The following is an 18273-nucleotide window of genomic DNA, read 5'->3' as shown; positions in this document are numbered from 1 at the left end:
TGCGCCTGCCCTCTCCCCCGCCCCTCTCCCGCGCGCGGGAGAGGGGAGCAAAACCCTCAAGGCAGATCAACCATCAAGTCTTCAGCGGCATCCGGATCGCGCGGCCGATCGCGCCGGTCCGTAGCGCGATCTTGGCCGCGTCTTCGCGCAGCGCGCGCAGGCGACGTTCCAGCAGCGCATTTGCGGCGCGGCCCGATGCGCTGGCCGATGTGGCCGCGTGCTGGTCCTGCGTCTTCTGCAGCGGTTCGTTGGCGCCGATCTCGCCGGCTGCGGCCGCCTGGGTCAGCACGTCGGCCTTGCGCTTGTCCGCCGAATCGGCGATGCGGGCGCGGCGCTCGCTGGCGTCGTCGGCCGACGCCTCCGGCGCAGGCGACCCGGCCCCGGCCGGGGCCGATGCCGGCGCGGCCTCATGCACCAGCCCCACCCCTGCCACCGCCGTCTCGGCAGGCGTACGGATAAAGCCCGCGCCACGCGGGCCGTGCCGTTCCTCGCCCGCCAGACGCTCGCTGGCCAGCGTCAGCGAACGCAGCGCGGCATCGGTGGCCTGCTCGATCGCGGCCTCGGCGGCCGGCACGTCCATGTCGCCGAAGTGTTGCCGCACCTGGATACGCGCCGCCGCCACGTGGGCCGCCACCAGGTAGTTCTGCACGATGAAGCGGTTCAGGTTGTCCACGGCACGATGCCGGCTGCGCGGTTCGTCGAGCATGCGCTGGAACGACCCGATCAGCGCCGACAGGTTGTCCATGAACTGCTTGCGCTGCACGCGATAGGCAAAGTCGTCCTTGGCCTTGCGCGTCAGCAGGTCGCGCGTGGCCGCGATATAGCGGCGATTGGCCTGCAGCACGTTCTCCACCAGCTTCGGGATCGCCCGGTACTCCCAGCTAGGTAGTACAAAGCTGAAAATCGACGCGATGATGCCGCCGATCACCGTATCCACCAGCCGCTCGCCCACCACGGTCTGGCTGCCCGGCATCAGCAGGTTGATCTGGATAAGCACCTGGATGCAGGCGGCAATGGCCGTATAGCGATACTTGATCTGCACGAACGCGGCGCTGGCCACCAGCGCCAGGTACAGGATGCCGATCAGCAACAGCGGCTCGTGGACCCAGCGCAGGATGCCCACGCTGACGATGCAGCCGATCAGCGTACCGACCAGGCGGTCGTTGTATCGCTGCTTGGTCATGCTGAAGTTCGGCTTCAGGATCACGACGATGGTCAGCAAAATCCAGTAGCTGTGCGACGCATACGGCAGCCGGTCGCCCAGCCACAGTCCCACCGCCACCGCCATCGTGATGCGCAGCGCAAAGCGGAAGGCGGGCGAGCGCCAGTGCAGGTTGTCGCGCACCACGCCAAATTCGTATTTCTGCCGTGTCAGGAACGGCGTCATGTCCGAGCCCGGCAGCACCTTGGCCGGCTCGACCGGCGTGCGCGAGGCCTCGTGCAGCTGGCCCACCAGCGTGATGGCGCCGCGAATCATCTCCAGCGTGTCGCGCAGCGCGTTCATCGCGGCCGGGGATACATGGTGATGGCGCAGCTGGTCGATCTCCTCTTCCACCTTGCGCAGGTCCGGACGATAGTCGAACGCGCTGTACGAAGGCCGGCCGCGCGTGACGTCGTAGGCGATTTCCTCCAGATCCTTGCACAGGCCCAGCACCAGCCGGCGCAGCCCGTCCAGCACCGGCGTGCCGCCGAAGGTCTGGCGCAGCAGCGCGTAGTCCGTATTGGTCGACAGCAGGTATTCGTAGAGGTCTAGCATGCGCAGGTGCACCTGCACCAGCAGCCCGTCATGCGGCGTCTTGTTGCCGCGCAGCACCATGTCGCGGGCGGCCTGCTGGCGCTCGGCCACCACGATCTGCTGACGCACCAGCTGGTTGAACTGCTCGTCGTAGTCGGTGCCGGCGTCGTAGAAGGCCGCCTTGATCTCCAGGTAGCCGGCCATCTCGTATAGGGATTCGGCCAGAATCTGCTGACGTGTGCGGCGCTCCGTGATCCAGCTGACGGTCATCGCATACAGCAGGTAGCCCAGCGCGCCGGCGCCGAACAGCGCCGAGTGCTCCAGCGCCTTGCGCACCACGAATTCCTCGTTGATCGTCAGCGACATGACGAACAGCATCGAGAACTGCAGCGGCATGGTCTTGTTGCCGTAGACCGTCATCATGCCGGCCAGGAATGTCACCAGTACCAACACGACCGGCATCACGCGCGGAAACGGCGTGGCCAGCGCCACCAGCGCGGTCACGGCCGTACACAGCAGCACGCTGGCCAGCATTTCGTTGAACTTGTGCGGCAACGGGCTGGGCAGGTCCATCAGGCTCGTGCAGAGCGCCCCCACCGACACCACCATGGCGCTGGGCAGGTCCATGAACTGCATCGCGATCAGTGTCAGGCCGATCACGCCCGTGGCCGACCGCAGGCCACGGTAGATGTAATGCGAAAACAGGAATGTGCGGGGGTCGTGCGCGTATTCCATGGAGCAGAGGCCAGAGGCCGGGCAAAAACGGATAAATGGGGGGCAGCCGGGGGGCCGGCGCCGTCACCATGGTGGCCACGGCGCCGTGACAGGCAGGTTACTGGCCCAGCCAGCGCGCGCGCCCCGCATGTTTGCCCGGTTCCAGCTTGACCTTGTACTGCGCGGCCGGCTCGCGCGCCAGTGTCACCGGCAGCACCTGCAGTTCGTCGCGCCGGAATACGTGCAGCTCGGCCCGGTCGCCCGGGCGGTAGCGCGACAGCAGCTTGTCGAGCTGGCCAGGCGCCACGCGCAGGCCGTCCACGGCGGCGATCAGGTCGCCCGCCGACACGCCGGCCCGCTGGCCCGCGCCGCCATCGAGCACCTGGCTCACGCGCACCCAGCCGTCATCGGTACGGGTCTTGATGCCCAGCGCGGCGCTGCCGTTCGGATTCTGCGGCTCGGCCACGATGCCGAAGTCGCGCAACAGCGCCGGCAGGCCGATCTCGTCGGTGCCTTCGGTCAGCGCACGCAGCAGCCGGCCCAGGCGCAGGCCGGTCACGTCGTCGAACAACGCATGCACCTCGGCTTCGGTCACGCCGCGCTGGTTGGCGCCCGGCGCGTAGAAGTCGCGGCCATAGCGTTGCCACAGCGTGCGCATGATGTCGTCCAGCGACCGGCGGCCGCGTGTCTGTGCGCGGATGGTCAGGTCCAGCGCCAGCGCCACCAGCGCCCCCTTGGTGTAATAGCTGACGATGGCATTCGGTGCGTTCTCGTCCTGGCGATAGTATTTCGTCCAGGCATCGAAGGCGCTTTCGGCCACGCTCTGCTTGGTGCGGCCGTTGCCGCGCAGCACGCCGTTCCAGGTCTTGGCCAGCATGTCCACGTACTGCTGCGGCGAGACCAGCCCGGTGCGCACCAGGATCAGGTCGTCGTAGTAGCTGGTGAAGCCCTCGAACAGCCACAGCAGCGGCGTGTAGGTTTCCTGCGTCAGGTCGTACGGCACGTATGCCGCCGGCTTGATGCGCTTGACGTTCCAGGTGTGGAAGTACTCGTGGCTGCACAGTCCCAGGAAGGTGCGATAGCCCTCGCTGGTCTCGCTGTTGCCGCGCACGGGCAGGTCGTTGCGCGCGCACATCAGCGCCGTGCTGGCGCGGTGCTCCAGGCCGCCGTAGCCGTCGGTGGTGACCATCGTCATGAAGACGTAGCGGCGATTGCTGTCCAGGAACGGCGCGCGGGCCGAACGCGGCTCGAACAGCCTGATCTGCGCCTCGCAGATCTGCTTCAGGTCGCGGCAGATGCGCGTCATGTCCAGCTGCGGCACGCGGCCCGTGAACACCACGTCGTGCTGCGCGCCGCAGGCGCGGAAGGTGCCCAGCGCAAACGTGCCCATTTCCACGGGATGGTCGATCAGCTCGTCGTAGTCGGCCGCCTGGTAACGCCCGAACCCGTAGCGGCGCGCACCGCCCGGGCCGCGGGCCTCGGGCAGCGACGTGGCCACGCGCCAGCCGGCATAGGCCTCGCCGGCGGGCGGATGGATATCGACCGTGCACGGATGCGCGTCCTGCCCCACCACGCGCAGGAACACCGAGCTGCCGTTGTAGAAGCCGTGGGTGGTGTCCAGGTGCGCGCTGCGCACCGACAGGTCCCACGCGTAGACCTCGTAGCTCAGCGTCAGCGGGCCGGCCTGGGCTGGCACCGGGGCGGCCTGCCAGGTCTGCTTGTCGAGCTTGGTCAGCGGCACGCGCACGCGGCCCGCGTCGGCGCGGATGCGGACGATGTTGCGTGCGAAGTCTCTGATCATGTAGCTGCCCGGAATCCACGCGGGCAGCGTGAAGACCTGGCCGGCCGGGTCGGGAACGTCCACCGTCACGGTCACGGCGAACAGGTGGGCTTCGGGTTGAAGCGGGGCAATGGCGTAGCGGATCGGCGTCATGGTCACGATTGTAGCGTCACGCCCCGGCCTATCCGGGGCGTGCGATATCTCCGAGCCGCGCGCGTCAGCCGTTCACGTCGACCACCACGCGCCCGCGCATGCCCCCTTCCATGATCTTGCGGCCCGCCTCGATGGCCTCGCCCAGACGGATCTCGCGCGTGATGGCCTGCAGCCGGTCGGGCGCCAGGTCCTGCGCCAGCCGCTTCCACGCCGTCTCGCGCAGCGGCATCGCGGCCATCACGCTGTCGATGCCGGCCAGCGTCACGCCGCGCAGGATGAACGGCGCCACCGATGCCGGAAAATCCATGCCCTGCGCCAGCCCGCACGCGGTGACCACGCCGCCGTAGCGCACCTGGGCGCAGGCATTGACCAGCGTGTGCGAGCCCACCGAATCCACCACGGCTGCCCAGCGTTCCTTCTGCAGCGGCTTGCCGGGCACGCCCAGTTCGGCGCGGTCGATCACGTCGGCGGCGCCCAGTGCGCGCAGGAAGTCGGCTTCCGACGACTTGCCCGTCGAGGCCGTCACGCGATACCCGAGCTTCGACAGGATGGCGATTGCCACCGACCCCACCCCGCCCGACGCGCCGGTCACCAGCACGTCGCCATCGCCGGGCCGCACCGGGCCGTGCACGCCGCCGCGCTCCAGCGCCAGCACCGACAGCATGGCCGTATAGCCAGCCGTGCCGATGGCCATGGCCTGGCGCGTGGTGAAGGCGTCCGGCAGCTTCACGAGCCATTCGCCCTTGAGCCGCGCGCGCTGGGCCAGGCAGCCCCAATGCGTCTCGCCCACGCCGTAGCCGTTCAGCACCACGCGGTCGCCGGTCTTCCAGCGCGGATCGCTGGAATCGAGCACCGTGCCCGCGCCGTCGATGCCGGCCACCATCGGCCACTTGCGCACCACGGGCGAGCGGCCCGTGATCGCCAGCCCGTCCTTGAAGTTGATCGTGGAATAGTCGACGGCCACCAGCACGTTGCCGTCCTCGGGCAACTGGCTTTCGTCAAGCTGGGCGATCTGCGCCTGCGTGGATTTGTCGTCGGCCTGGGTCAGCAGCAAAGCCTGGAAGGTCATGATGGCGTCTCCCGTTTTCTTGTGGATGGACAAAGGGGCGTCCGGACAGGGGCATCCGGCAATAAAAAACGGCCGGACAGTGCCGGCCGTTCCTGACAGCCGGCTGCGGTCCGGCGTCGTCGTTATTTCTTGAGGCTTGCGAGCTTGCGTTCGAGCGTGGCGGCGTCCGCCGCGCCCGGGATACGCGTGCCGTCGGTAAAGAACACCGCCGGCGTGCCCGAGATATTCAGGCTCTGGCCCAGCGCCAGGTTGTCGTCGATCGGCGTCTTGCAGCTGCCATTACCCACCAGCGCCACGTGGTTCAGCATCCAGTCGCGCCACACCTTGGTGCGGTCCGCCGCGCACCAGACCTGCTTTGCCTTGACCGACGAGTCCGGCGACAGCACCGGGTACAGGAAGGTGTAGACGGTGATGTTGTCCATCTGCTGGAAGGTCTGCTCGATCTTCTTGCAGTACCCGCAGTTCGGGTCGGAGAACACGGCCACGGTGCGACTGCCGTCGCCCTTGGTCCACTTGATGGCGCGCGTCAGCGGCAGGTCCGACCACTTGATCTTGTTGATCTCGGCCAGCCGCTCTTCGGTCAGGTTGGTATTGGTCTTGGTGTCGATCAGCTCGCCATTGAGGATGTAGCGGCCGGTGGAGTCCGTGTAGACCAGCTGGCCGCCGACGTTGACCTCGTACAGGCCCGGCACGGGCGCGCGGGTCACGCTCTTCACCTCGGCACGGCCGCCCAGCATCTTCTGGATGGACTGCCGGATCTTGTCCGTGCCCGGTTCGTCCGCGCCCAGCGCGTGGACGGCATAGCCCGCTGCGGCCACGCCGCTGGCAAAGGCGGCGATCGCGGCAACGCGTGCGGATCGGCGGCGGAACAGTTGCAACATATTGACTCCAGGTAACGATATGCCGGTCAGTGTGCCGGCTTTGCATGTCATCGGTAAATCGCCGAATGCGTGATTGGCCGCATTCGGCGCGCCGATGGAGAGATTGTCGCGCGTTCCGGGAAACCCGGTGTATCCCGGTGATCCGGGCCGGCCGGACTACCCGAGCGCGCGGCCGATCAGGAACCGCTTGAGCAGCCCCTGGCTGCCCACCGCGCGAATGCCCAGGTTGCGCACCACCCGGGCAGGCGTGCCGGGTAGCGAAAAGAGCCGGTGCAGGCCGTCAGTGGCCGCCGTCAGCGACAGCAGGTCAGTGGCGCGGGCCCGCTCGTAGCGGCGCAGCAGGCGCAAGTCGCCTTCATGGCGAAACGACTCTTTGTCGGCCATCACCCGGCCAAGTTCCACCACGTCGCGCAGGCCCAGGTTCATGCCCTGCCCGGCCAGCGGATGCACCACGTGCGCCGCATCGCCCACCAGCACCACGTGCGGCTGGGCAAAGTGATCTGCCCGCTGCAGCACCAGCGGAAAACCCTGCGCCGGCGTGATGCAGCGCAGCGCGCCGAACCGGGCGCCCACCGCGCCGCTGGCCACCTGGGCCACGGTGGCGGCCAGGGCTTCGGGCGACAGGGCCAGCAGGTCCCGCGCATGGGCCTCTTCGGCCGACCACACCATCGACACCCGGTTGCCCGGCAGCGGCAGCATGGCCAGGATCTCGCCATTGGCGGACTCCTCGTCGGCCATCAGCTTTTCGGGGCAGCCCAGGAACCACTGCCAGGCCGTTTCCTGATGCGGCAGTTCGCAGCGGAAATTGGCCACCACGCCCAGCTGGCGGTAGCGCCGCTGCGTGGTGCCAATATGGCATTGCTGGCGCACCCAGGACCGCGCGCCGTCGGCGCCCACCAGGCAGTTGGCGCGCACGCGCTCGCCGCTGGCCAGCGTGAGCGTCACACCGTCGATATCGCGCTCCAGCTGCCCGGCGGTGTCGTCGAACCGTTTCACCTGGTGCTGGAAGCGCAGCGCGGTATCGAGCACACGCTCGACGTGGCCCGATTCGATGATCCAGGCCAGTTGCGGCACGGCGGCGGCATACGCCGAGAAATGGAGGTCGCCATGCGGCGAGGGATCGCTCTCGCAGGCACTTTCGTCGCCATAGATGCGCATGTCGCGCACCGGCTGCACCCGCGCCGGGTCCAGCGCCTCCCAGACCCGCAGCCGTTCCAGCAGCGCCTGGGAACTGGCCGAGAACGCGTAGATGCGGCTGTCCCAGTCGTCGTCGCCGGTGCGCGCGGTGTCGCCGGCGGGGCGCGGCGCCACCAGCGCCACTTGCATGCCCTGTTGCGCCAGCAGCAGCGCACAGGCCTTGCCGACAATGCCACCGCCGACCACGGCGATCTGGAAGCGGGAGGAAGGATTCGACGACATCGATGGGGCGGCGGCGCTGGGCGCCGGCACGGCAGGTCCGGACATGGCTGGATTATAGCGACGTGACGGGTGCGGCATTGGCCGCGTGACGCCGGGCCGCACCGGCGCAGCCCGCGCCAGCGCGGCGTCCCGCAGGGGTACAATGGCGGTTTTTCCGGCGGCAGCACCCGGCACGGATCGTCGAGCAATGCCCCGATCCGCTGGTCCTGTCCCGCCTGACCCACTCTGCCCCGGCTTGTCGCAGGTCGCCCGCGCGACCGCCCGCCGCGCGTCAGACGCACTGCAACCCATTGATTGTTAAAGGTTTCCCATGAGCCTCAAATGCGGCATCGTCGGCCTGCCCAACGTCGGCAAGTCCACGCTGTTCAATGCCCTGACCAAGGCCGGCATCGCCGCCGAGAACTACCCGTTCTGCACCATCGAGCCCAACGTGGGCGTGGTGGAAGTGCCGGATCCGCGGCTGGCCAAGCTGGCGGAGATCGTCAAGCCCGAGCGCATCCTGCCGGCGACGGTCGAGTTCGTCGATATCGCGGGCCTGGTGGCCGGCGCGTCCAAGGGTGAAGGCCTGGGCAACCAGTTCCTGGCCAACATCCGCGAAACCGACGCCATCACGCACGTGGTGCGCTGCTTCGAGGACGATAACGTGATCCACGTGGCGGGCAAGGTCGATCCGCTGTCGGACATCGAAGTCATCAACACCGAACTGGCGCTGGCCGACCTGGCCACCGTCGAGAAGGCGCTGGCGCGCTATATCAAGCCGGCCCGCGCCGGCGACAAGGAAGCCCAGCGCCTGGTGGCCGTGCTGGAAAAATCGCAGGCCGTGCTGGACCAGGCCAAGGCCGTGCGCACGCTGGACCTGTCGCCGGAAGAGTGGGAAGCCCTGCGCCCGTTCTGCCTGATCACCGCCAAGCCCACCATGTACGTGGCCAACGTGCGTGAAGACGGCTTCGAGAACAATCCGCACCTGGACGCCGTGCGCGAATACGCCAAGGCCACCGGTTCGCCGGTGGTGGCCGTCTGCGCCGCCATCGAGGCCGAGATCGCCGACCTGGACGACGCCGACAAGGCGGAGTTCCTGGCCGACCTGGGCATGGAAGAACCGGGCCTGGACCGCGTGATCCGCGCCGGCTTCACGCTGCTGGGCCTGCAGACGTACTTCACGGCTGGCGTGAAGGAAGTGCGCGCCTGGACGATCCACGTGGGCGACACCGCCCCGAAGGCCGCCGGCGTGATCCACACCGACTTCGAACGCGGCTTCATTCGCGCCCAGACCATCGCCTACGCCGACTACATCCAGTACAAGGGCGAAACGGGCGCCAAGGAAGCCGGCAAGATGCGCGCCGAAGGCAAGGAATACGTGGTGCAGGACGGCGACGTGATGAACTTCCTGTTCAACGTCTAAGCCGCGCGGGGAGCCGTCTCCCCTGCCGGCAGCCCACGACAATCGCCCGCAGCCGTGAAGGTTGCGGGCGATTTTTCATTGCAGCGGCCGGGGCCCCGCTACATGCCGCGCAGCGCCTCGTCCCGCATCCCCACCAGCAACGCCTGGCCATCGGCATCGACTCGGAATTCTCCGAATTTCGCCTTGGCATAGCGTTCCGCCTGCCCCTCCTGGAAGAACCAGGCGTCCGTCGACACCTGCACGCCGGTGCCGCCCCAGCGCGCGGGCACGTTCTGCACACGCAGCAGGCGCTCGTCGGGGGCCAGCGGCTCGCCCTTGTGCAGGCGGGCGAAGTGGCCTTCGTTGCGCGCGTCGCGGCGGATCACGATGATTTCCTCGCGTGCCAGGCGGGTCGGCGCCGTGCCATGCGCCACGCGCACCTCGTTGGCGATCGAAAAATTCAGCGCCATGTAGTCGCCCTGCATCAGCGAGCGCGGGTCCACCGGCGCCAGGCGCAGGTAGACCACATCGCCGCGCGCCAGCAGCCGCTCCTTGCCGACGATGCCCGCCAGGGCGACGCCAACCGTCAGCAGCCATCCCACGATGATCCAGCGTTTCATGCCACGGCCTCCGTGTTGGCGATGCGGCCAAGCGCCGCGCGGGCGGCCAGCAGCAGCGCGCCGGCGGCGGCCAGCGTGGCGGACTTGGCCAGCAGCGTCCATTGCAGCGTGCTGTAGTACCAGACAAAGCCGATCAGCACCGTGGCGATGGCCAGCCCGAGCCATGGCAGCGAACCGCGCCGCAGCGCCATGGCCAGTGCCAGCGCGCCGGCCGTCACGGCTGGCGCGTACACCATCAAGGCGCTGAACGCGACGGCCACCGCCACCGTTGCCACGCCAGCCGGCGTGCTGCACGCCAGCCGCCGGCACTCCAGCAGCGTCATGGCCACCAGCGCCGCGCCAAGCAGCGCGCCGGCCAGCCAGCCGCCCTGCGCACGCCAGGGCGTATCGACGCCGAAGATCAGGTCGGCTGGATGCGCAAAGCCAGTCACCACCAGCGCGCCCAGCAGCGCCATCAGCAGGGTGGCATCGGCGGCCGGCCCGGCCATCTGCAGGCGCCCCGCCGCCGCAAGCCGGTCCTCGTGCATGACGAAGGCCAGCAGCGCGGCAAATGCCAGCGCCGTCATCGGCCCGAGCGCCATCGGAATGGCGGTCCAGGGCGGCGCGATCAGGTCGCCCAACGCCACGCATGCGGCGATGGCCAGCGCCAGCCACAGCGCGAGCATCGCCAGAAGGCGGTGCAGCCGGTCGGGCACCAGCACGAACAGCACCGCTTCAAACAGGGCGACACCTAGCCAGAACGGCGCCGTTTCCAGGAATCGCTGGAAGCCCATCGCCTCGCCCACGCCGGCGATGACCATGCCTTGGCCGCCCAGGCTCAGGGCCAGCGCAAACTGCCCCAGCGCGATGCGGCCGCTTTCGCGGCCGGTCACGCGGTACAGGGCGACGGCGATGCCGATCATCACCAAGCCCGTGACGGCCATGGCCGGGCCGTTGCCGCGCGTGGTGGCAAACACGGTGCCGACCAGGAACATCTGGAAGAACAGCGCCCCCAGCCAGCCTGCGCCGCCCATCAGCAGGCGGATCGGCCACGGCGTGCGCAAGGTCGGCGCATAGTCGCCCTGCACCGTGCCGCGCGCGGCCAGCTGGTTCCAGAGCCCGCGTTCGGTCTGTTCGGTCGGATCTATCCGGTCGATCGGATGCTGGCTCATGCCGGGCTCCCCGAGGTCTCGCGCCAGGCGCGCAGCAGCCACGTGGCGGCCGCCACGGCCAGGCCGATGGTCAGCAGCGCCAGCAGCAGGAAGGCGCCGAAATCGCCGTGGAAGTCGGCGAGCCAGCGGCCCACCGCCGAGACGATCACGCCGATGCCGGTCAGGCACACCAGGCTCAGCACCACGATGTCGAACGCGCGCCAGCGGAACCAGGCGGCCAGACCCACCAGCGCCGCCGCGCTGACCAGCAGGCCCGTGGCATTCACTTGCCCGGTCAGCACGCTCATCAGTCCCACCCATGCCGCATAGCCGCAGGCCAGCAGGCCCTGCAGCCTGGGACCGGTGGCACCCACGAAGCCCCAGCGCCCGGCCCGGCCGGCCAGCACGTACCAGACCGCCAGCTGCGCGATCGACGCCCCAAGCAGGAACATCATCGTTTCGCGCGCGAAGCGGGCCGAGAACAGCAGGTCGAACATGCCGCCGATACCCAGCCGCACGCTGCAGAACCGCAGCAGCGCCACGTTGCCGATGACCAGCACGATCCACCAGTGCGGCGCCGCGCGCGCCGCCAGTGCCCAGGGCACGGCGATCACCGTCCACAGCGCGAACAGCTGCCAGGCATCGGCGCCGGTCTGGTACGTCTGCCCGATCACGGCCATCAGCACACCGGACACCATCTGCGCACCGCCCAGCGCGGCCCGGCCCGCCATGTCGCCTGCCGGTCGCCACGCGGCAAACCCGGCCAGCACGGTCAGCAGCCCGGCCAGCAGTCCAAATTTGGAGAATTTATGAAGTGACGCCCAGTTGAAGGCGAAGAAGACGATGACGCCCGCGCACAGCAGCGCCGTGCCGAGGATCAGCAGCGCGCGGTCCAGCCAGTCATGCCAGTGGGTGCGGCGGGGCAGCGTGGGCGCCCAGGCGGCCAGCAGGTCGGCGGCGCCAAGGCGGCCCTGGGCGCGCCAGTCGGCCAGCGCCTGCTGGATGGTGCGGCGAGACGTGAAAGTTTCCAACCGGCGATCCCCCGAAGAGTCGGCATGGGCTGCATGCTAGCAAACCGGCCCGCCGAAGTCTCCCGGGGGTGCCGCGGGCCGGAACCTGACGTGTCAGAAGCGGTAGGTCACGTTGCCGATGATCGAACGCTGCGTGCCGAAGAAGCAGTCGCCGCGTGCGATACAGCTATAGACGTACTGCTTGCCGAACACGTTGTTCATGTTCAGCGATACGCGCACCGGGCCGCGATCGTAGGCCACCACGGCGTCGAACACCGTGAAGCCGCCCACCCGGTTGTTGCCCGTGCCGTCGGTGCTCGGGCCGTTGTACCGCGCGCCGGCGCCGGCCAGGAAGCCGGGGATATCGAACAGGCTGAAGCGATAGTTGGCCCACAGCGACGCCGTGTTGGCCGGCACGCTGGCCAGCCGCTGTCCCTGCTCGGCCGCCGTGCCTTCGAGCGTCCGGGCGTTCAGGAAGGTGTAGGCGGCGATCAGGTCCAGCCGGCCCAGCGACACCAGCGCCTCCAGTTCGGCGCCGCGCGTGCGGGCCTCGCCGATCTGCACCGTGCCGGCCATGCCGTTGACCACCCCGGCCACCTTGCGGTTTTCCTCGCGCATGTCGAACACGGCCGCCGTCAGCGTCATGTTCCTGCCCGGCGGCTGGTACTTGATACCGGCTTCCCACTGCTTGCCGCGCAGCGGCTTGAACGCGGTGCCGTCGACATTGAAGCCGGCCTGGCCCTGGAACGATTCGGCATAGCTGACATACGGGTTCAGCCCGAAGTCGGAGCGGTACATCAGGCCGAATCGCTTGGTCAGTTCGTTGTCGTCACGCGAGGCCGACGGCGTGTTGTCCTGCGCCGCGCGCGACCAGTCGTAGCGCAGCCCCACCATCAGCAGCCACTTGTCCCATTCGATCTGGTCCTGCAGGTACACGCCGGTCTGGATCTGCTTGGCCGGGGGCAGGTCGCGGAACGCCGTGGGCGCCACGTAGTTGCCGTAGACCGGGTGGAACACGTTGATCGGCGCGGCCGACCCGTTGGCATTGGTGCGGCCCGTGCTTTCGCTGTTCTGGTAGTCCATCCCGGCCAGGAACGTGTGGCCCACCGGGCCGGTGCGGAATTTCGCCTGGCCCTGGGTATCGACGGCGAACTGGTTCAGCGTGGGCTGGTTCAGGTAGAGCACGCGGCGCAGCAGGGTGTCGCTGCCCGGCACCCAGCCGTGCGTGGCGCCGGTGAAGCCGGTGGTGTAGATGCTGCGGTAGTCCACCGTGCTGTGCGCGTAGCGCAGGTTCTGGCGCACCGTGAAGGTGTCGTTGAAGCGGTGCGAGAACTGGTAGCCCACGGCGTGCTGCTCGGCCGTGTATTTGTCGAATCCCGGTTCGCTGACGAAGAAGTTCTGCGGAATCTGGCCGGCCGGGTTCTCGATCAGCGTGCCGCGCCACGGGAAGAAGCCGATCATCGTGCCGCTGTCGTCCTTCTGGAAGTTGGCCAGCAGCGTGAATTCGGTGTCGGCGTTCGGCCGATACGTCAGCGACGGCGCGATGAAGTAGCGGTTGTCCTTGACGTAGTCCACCGACGCATCGCTGTCGCGGGCCATCGCCACGAAGCGGTACAGCCACTTGCCATCCGCATCGATCGGGCCGGTCAGGTCGGCCTGGATCTGCTTGCGGTTGTAGTTGCCGAAGCTCACGCCGATCTCGCGCGCCGCTTCGGCCTGGGGCCGTTTCGACACCAGGTTCACGATGCCGCCCACGGCGCCCTGGCCGTACAGCATGCCCGACGGCCCCTTCAGCACTTCGATGCGCTCCAGCGCGTACGGGTCGGGGCGGGTGTTGTTATAGAAGCCGACCGCGTTCAGCAGGCCGTCCAGGTACTGGGTGGAATCGGTGCCGCGGATCTTGATCGTATCGGTACGGTTGTCGTTGGCAAAGCCGGCCGTGGTCACGCCGGCCGTATAGCCCACCGCCTGCGCCACCGACTGCGCACCTTGCAGCTCCATGCGATCCCGCGTGATGACCGTGATCGACTGCGGCGTTTCGAGGATCGGCGTATCGGTCTTGGTGGCCGTCACGGCGCGCGTGGCCACAAAGCCCTGCACCGGGCCCGTGGGCGACGCCTCGCCGCGGCTGCCGCTGACCGTCACCACGGGCAGGCTGTGATGGGCCGGCTCGGCGGCGGCGGGCACCTGTTCCTGGGCGTGGGCCAGGCTGGCGGCCTGCAGGCTCAGGGCAAGGGTGGTCATCTGAAGGACGTGCGAGCGGCGAACGCGGCCCCGGGCGCGGACTGACATGGATTTCTCTCTCGTTGCTTATCGGAAATACGAATGCGAATGAATCGCATTAATCGCAACAGATTGTAACGCCATGTATTGCGCAGCACACAATCGAACACCCTTGTCATGTTCGAATGTCGCACACTGCCCACAGTCCGGCGCCGGCTTCCGCATCGATCCGGTCGCCGGTAAGCTGGCGCCGTTTCGATTCCGTCCCCCTCAAAGCACCATGACCCTAGGCATCCTCGCCGCCCTGCATCACGAAGTCGACGGCCTGATCGCCGCCATGCGCCACGAAGACGCGCGCGCCACCATGCAGACCATCGGCATGCGTGACTACTACCGCGGCACGCTGCATGGCCAGCCCGTGGTGCTGGTGCTGGCGCGCGTCGGCAAGGTGGCCGCAGCGGCCACCACGGTCACATTGATCCGGGAATTTGGTGTTGAGGAGATCGTCTTTACCGGCCTCGCAGGCGGAGTGGGCGCTGACGTACGGGTCGGCGACATCGTGGTGGCCGACCGCACCGTCCAGCACGACATGGATGCCCGTCCGCTGTTTCCGCGCCACGAGGTGCCGCTGCTGGACCAGGCCGAATTTTCGGCCGACCCCGGACTCACCGCGGCGTTGCGCCGCGCGGCGGAAGACTTTCTGCGCGTCGATCTGGCCACCGAGGTGCCCGATGGCGTGCTGGCCCGCTTCGGCGTCGATCAGCCGCGCCTGCACGTCGGCATGATTGCCAGCGGCGACCAGTTCATCAATGCGCCCGGGGCCGTGGCCGATTTGCGACAGGCGTTGCCCGGCCTGCTGGCCGTGGAGATGGAAGGCGCCGCGCTGGCGCAGATCTGCCACGAATATGGCGTGCCCTACGCATTGATGCGCACCGTGTCCGACCGTGCGGACGATACGGCACATGTGGATTTTTCGTCGTTTTTGCGCGACGTGGCCAGCCACTACTCCAGCGCCATCCTGCGCCGCTTTCTGGACGCAAGAGGCTGATAAGGCATATCGGGCGGGGCGCCGATTCCTGACCGATTTGTCCGTTCTGAACTTACCGGCGCGGGCGGGCCACGCCCCAGACCGCCACCAGCAGCGCCGCACCGGCCATCGCGGCGGCCCATCCGAATATCTGCCCGTCGGTAAACAGATGCGCGGCGCGCCCGCCGTAGAACGCGGCCAGCGCGCCCAGCACGCCCAGCCCTAGCGCGGTCGGCACCGTGACCACGCGCCCAGCCGGGTGCAGCAGCCGTCCGGCGAATCCCACCACTGCGCCCACCACTGCCAGTCCCAACATCACAACGCTCCTGTCTTTTGATCCACAGCAAAAGTGGATGGGTCGTAACGATACTGCAGGTGGCCGGCGCCGCTCGGGGTTCCCTGCAACTTTGTAACGGGGCGGTATAATGACCACCGCTTCCGGCACCGTTCCGGATGGCAATCCAACCCCACAAATGCAACTGCTCGCGATCGGTATCAATCACACCACGGCACCCGTCTCGCTCCGCGAGCGTGTGGCGTTTCCGCTTGAGCAGATCAAACCCGCGCTCGGCGCGCTGCGCACCCACCTGGCTGGGCGCAACGGCACCGAGGCCGCCATTCTTTCCACCTGCAACCGTACCGAGATCTACTGCGCCACCGATGTGCTGCAGCCGGGTCAGGAAGGTTTCGAGCACACGCTGCGCTGGCTGGCCCAGCATCACAACGTGCCCGCAGGAGATCTGGCGCCGCATTTGTACGCCCTGCCCCAGTCCGAAGCCGTGCGCCATGCCTTCCGCGTGGCCAGCGGGCTCGATTCGATGGTGCTGGGCGAAACCCAGATTCTGGGGCAGCTCAAGGACGCCGTGCGTACCGCTGGCGAAGCCGGCGCGCTGGGCACCTACCTGAACCAGCTGTTCCAGCGCACGTTCGCGGTGGCCAAGGAAGTGCGCGGCCAGACCGAGATCGGCGCGCACTCCGTATCGATGGCGGCCGCCGCCGTGCGCCTGGCCCAGCGGATTTTCGAAAGTGTGTCGACGCAGCGCGTGCTGTTCATCGGCGCCGGCGAAATGATCGAGCTGTGCGCCACGCACTTCGCCGCGCAGAAGCCGCGCCAGGTGGTGGTGGCCAACCGCACCGTGGAACGCGGCGAGAAGCTGGCCGAGCAGCTGGCCGGGCAGGGCCTGACCACGCAGGCCATCCGCCTGCAGGACCTGGGCGAGCGCCTGCACGAGTTCGACATCGTCGTGTCGTGCACGGCAAGCTCGCTGCCGATCATCGGCCTGGGTGCGGTGGAGCGCGCGGTCAAGCGCCGCAAGCACCGCCCGATCATGATGGTCGATCTGGCCGTGCCGCGCGACGTCGAACCCGAAGTGGCGCGCCTGAACGACGTGTTCCTCTATACCGTCGATGACCTGGGCGCCGTGGTGCGCGAGGGCAACGCGATGCGCCAGGCCGCCGTGGCCCAGGCCGAGGCCATCATCGAATCGCGCGTGCAGAACTTCATGCACTGGCTCGAAACACGCAGCGTGGTACCCGTCATCCGCGACCTGCAGGCCAGCGGCGAAGCCATCCGCCAGGCCGAAATGGAGCGCGCGCGCCGCATGCTGGCGCGTGGCGACGATCCGGCCGCCGTGCTCGAAGCCCTGTCCGGCGCGCTGACCCGCAAGTTCCTGCACGGCCCCACGCACGCGCTGAACCACACCCAGGGCGAAGACCGCGAGGCGCTGCTGCGCCTAGTGCCGGGCCTGTTCCGCCACAGCAGTCACTCGGAACGCTAGCCGCGTTGTCCATCCCGCGCTGGCGTCCGCCGGCGCCGCCGGGCATCCGCCCGCCGATCCGCGCCGTGGCCACGCCACCGCGTCCCCCAGCCTCCCGATTCCGCTACCGATGAAACCCAGCATGCTCCACAAGCTCGACCAGCTGGCCGAGCGACTCGACGAAGTCAACGCCCTGCTTGCCAGCGAAACGGCCACGGCAGACATGGACCAGTACCGCAAGCTGTCGCGCGAACATGCCGAACTGTCGCCGGTGGCCGAGCAGTACGCGCAGTATCGCCAGGCGCAGGACGACCTGGCCACCGCGCAGGCGCTGCTGGACGATCCCGAGATGAAGGACTTTGCCGCCGACGAGATCGCCGCCGCGCGCGACCGGCTCGCAGCGCTGGAAACGTCTTTGCAGACGCTGCTGCTGCCCCGGGACCCCAACGACGACCGCAACCTGCTGCTCGAAATCCGCGCCGGCACCGGCGGCGAGGAAAGCGCGCTGTTCGCGGCCGACCTGCTGCGCATGTACACGCGCTATGCGGAACGCCGGCGCTGGCAGGTGGAAGTCATGAGCGAATCCGCGTCCGACCTGGGCGGCTACAAGGAAGTGATCGTGCGCATTGCCGGCGATGCCGCGTTCTCGAAGCTCAAGTTCGAGTCGGGCGGCCATCGCGTGCAGCGCGTGCCGGCCACCGAAGCGCAGGGCCGCATCCATACGTCGGCCTGCACCGTGGCCGTGATGCCCGAGGCCGACGAAGTGGGCGAGGTCGAGATCCATCCATCAGACCTGCGTGTCGATACGTTCCGCGCGTCGGGCGCGGGCGGCCAGCACGTGAACAAGACCGACTCCGCCGTGCGCCTGACCCACCTGCCCACCGGCATCGTGGTGGAGTGCCAGGACGACCGCAGCCAGCACCGCAACAAGGAAAAAGCCATGAAGGTGCTGGCCGCGCGCATCAAGGACGGTCAGATGCGTGCCGCGCAGGCCAAGGAAGCCAGCACGCGGCGCAACCTGATCGGCTCCGGCGACCGCAGCGACCGCATCCGCACGTACAACTTCCCGCAGGGCCGGGTGACCGACCATCGCATCAACCTGACGCTGTACAAGATCGACATGATCATGGACGGCGACCTCGACGAACTGCTGGGATCGCTGGCCGCCGAGCACCAGGCCGACCAGCTGGCGGCGCTGGGCGACGATGCCTGAGCGCGGATCGGGCCGCGCCGGAACTTTGTAACCTAGGTAAATGCTTGAAACAGCACTGGATTGTAAAAACGCGCTGTCTATAATCGATTTCGACCAGACCACCCCAATACGTCACTTTGCTGAGACCGGCGCGTTGGGGGCATCGAAGTCTGGGTGGATGT

General features: G+C 68.1%; 14 protein-coding genes. 4 read left to right on the top strand and 10 right to left on the bottom strand.

Annotation, left to right across the window (positions count from 1 at the left end; all coding sequences use genetic code 11):
* Window positions 1–73: 73 nt before the first annotated feature.
* The 5 genes from AC24R4_RS18705 to AC24R4_RS18685 all read right to left on the bottom strand — a co-directional run bounded on the left by AC24R4_RS18705 (window position 74) and on the right by AC24R4_RS18685 (window position 7796).
* Window positions 74–2470, bottom strand: a complete 2397-nt coding sequence (locus tag AC24R4_RS18705) for an FUSC family protein (protein ID WP_400393304.1) — start codon at window positions 2468–2470, stop codon at window positions 74–76.
* A gap of 97 nt (window positions 2471–2567) precedes the next feature.
* Window positions 2568–4382 carry a M61 family metallopeptidase gene (locus tag AC24R4_RS18700; protein WP_400393303.1) on the bottom strand — a complete coding sequence of 605 codons (1815 nt, stop codon included), beginning with the start codon at window positions 4380–4382 and terminating at the stop codon, window positions 2568–2570.
* A 64-nt stretch (window positions 4383–4446) separates the two neighbouring features.
* Entirely contained in the window at window positions 4447–5451 is a 1005-nt protein-coding gene (gene acuI, locus AC24R4_RS18695) for an acrylyl-CoA reductase (NADPH) (RefSeq protein WP_400393301.1), read from the bottom strand.
* Window positions 5452–5573: 122 nt separating this feature from the next.
* Window positions 5574–6332: a DsbC family protein gene (locus AC24R4_RS18690; RefSeq protein WP_400393299.1), complete on the bottom strand. Its 759-nt coding sequence runs from the start codon at window positions 6330–6332 to the stop codon at window positions 5574–5576.
* A gap of 156 nt (window positions 6333–6488) precedes the next feature.
* Complete coding sequence (locus AC24R4_RS18685; protein ID WP_400393297.1) at window positions 6489–7796, bottom strand: UbiH/UbiF family hydroxylase; 1308 nt, start codon at window positions 7794–7796, stop codon at window positions 6489–6491.
* A gap of 265 nt (window positions 7797–8061) precedes the next feature.
* Between AC24R4_RS18685 and ychF the strand changes: the two genes are divergently transcribed.
* Window positions 8062–9153 (top strand): redox-regulated ATPase YchF, encoded by a 1092-nt coding sequence (ychF, locus tag AC24R4_RS18680; RefSeq protein ID WP_153949162.1) that lies wholly within the window; start codon window positions 8062–8064, stop codon window positions 9151–9153.
* 98 nt (window positions 9154–9251) lie between these two features.
* Here ychF and AC24R4_RS18675 read toward each other — a convergent pair whose 3' ends face one another.
* From AC24R4_RS18675 to AC24R4_RS18660, 4 genes are all read right to left on the bottom strand, one after another.
* The gene (locus tag AC24R4_RS18675) at window positions 9252–9752 is read right to left on the bottom strand and encodes a GDYXXLXY domain-containing protein (RefSeq protein WP_400393295.1); all 501 of its coding nucleotides are present in this window, start codon (window positions 9750–9752) and stop codon (window positions 9252–9254) included.
* On the bottom strand, window positions 9749–10903 hold the full coding sequence (locus AC24R4_RS18670; RefSeq protein ID WP_400393293.1) for a DUF4401 domain-containing protein: 1155 nt from the start codon (window positions 10901–10903) through the stop codon (window positions 9749–9751). The genes AC24R4_RS18675 and AC24R4_RS18670 overlap by 4 nt, the downstream gene beginning before the upstream one ends.
* Entirely contained in the window at window positions 10900–11913 is a 1014-nt protein-coding gene (locus AC24R4_RS18665) for a DUF2157 domain-containing protein (RefSeq protein WP_487523468.1), read from the bottom strand. The genes AC24R4_RS18670 and AC24R4_RS18665 overlap by 4 nt, the downstream gene beginning before the upstream one ends.
* Before the next feature lie 93 nt (window positions 11914–12006).
* Window positions 12007–14136 carry a TonB-dependent siderophore receptor gene (locus tag AC24R4_RS18660; protein WP_487523467.1) on the bottom strand — a complete coding sequence of 710 codons (2130 nt, stop codon included), beginning with the start codon at window positions 14134–14136 and terminating at the stop codon, window positions 12007–12009.
* Between the two features lie 259 nt (window positions 14137–14395).
* Here AC24R4_RS18660 and AC24R4_RS18655 point away from each other — a divergent pair, with 259 nt between their 5' ends.
* Window positions 14396–15163, top strand: a complete 768-nt coding sequence (locus AC24R4_RS18655) for a 5'-methylthioadenosine/adenosylhomocysteine nucleosidase (protein WP_400393556.1) — start codon at window positions 14396–14398, stop codon at window positions 15161–15163.
* A gap of 52 nt (window positions 15164–15215) precedes the next feature.
* On the opposite strand, the gene AC24R4_RS18650 is transcribed toward AC24R4_RS18655, so the two are convergent.
* A complete protein-coding gene (locus AC24R4_RS18650) occupies window positions 15216–15458 on the bottom strand; it encodes a hypothetical protein (RefSeq protein WP_400393554.1) in 243 nt (80 codons plus the stop codon).
* A 157-nt stretch (window positions 15459–15615) separates the two neighbouring features.
* Here AC24R4_RS18650 and hemA point away from each other — a divergent pair, with 157 nt between their 5' ends.
* Window positions 15616–16920 carry a glutamyl-tRNA reductase gene (gene hemA, locus AC24R4_RS18645; protein WP_400393553.1) on the top strand — a complete coding sequence of 435 codons (1305 nt, stop codon included), beginning with the start codon at window positions 15616–15618 and terminating at the stop codon, window positions 16918–16920.
* Between the two features lie 109 nt (window positions 16921–17029).
* The gene (prfA, locus tag AC24R4_RS18640; protein WP_400393551.1) at window positions 17030–18112 is read left to right on the top strand and encodes a peptide chain release factor 1; all 1083 of its coding nucleotides are present in this window, start codon (window positions 17030–17032) and stop codon (window positions 18110–18112) included.
* Window positions 18113–18273: the final 161 nt, after the last annotated feature.

Source organism: Cupriavidus sp. CER-90 (assembly GCF_057652055.1).
Note: the sequence above shows the minus strand (reverse complement) of the source record. Positions and strands in the feature narration are given on the sequence as shown.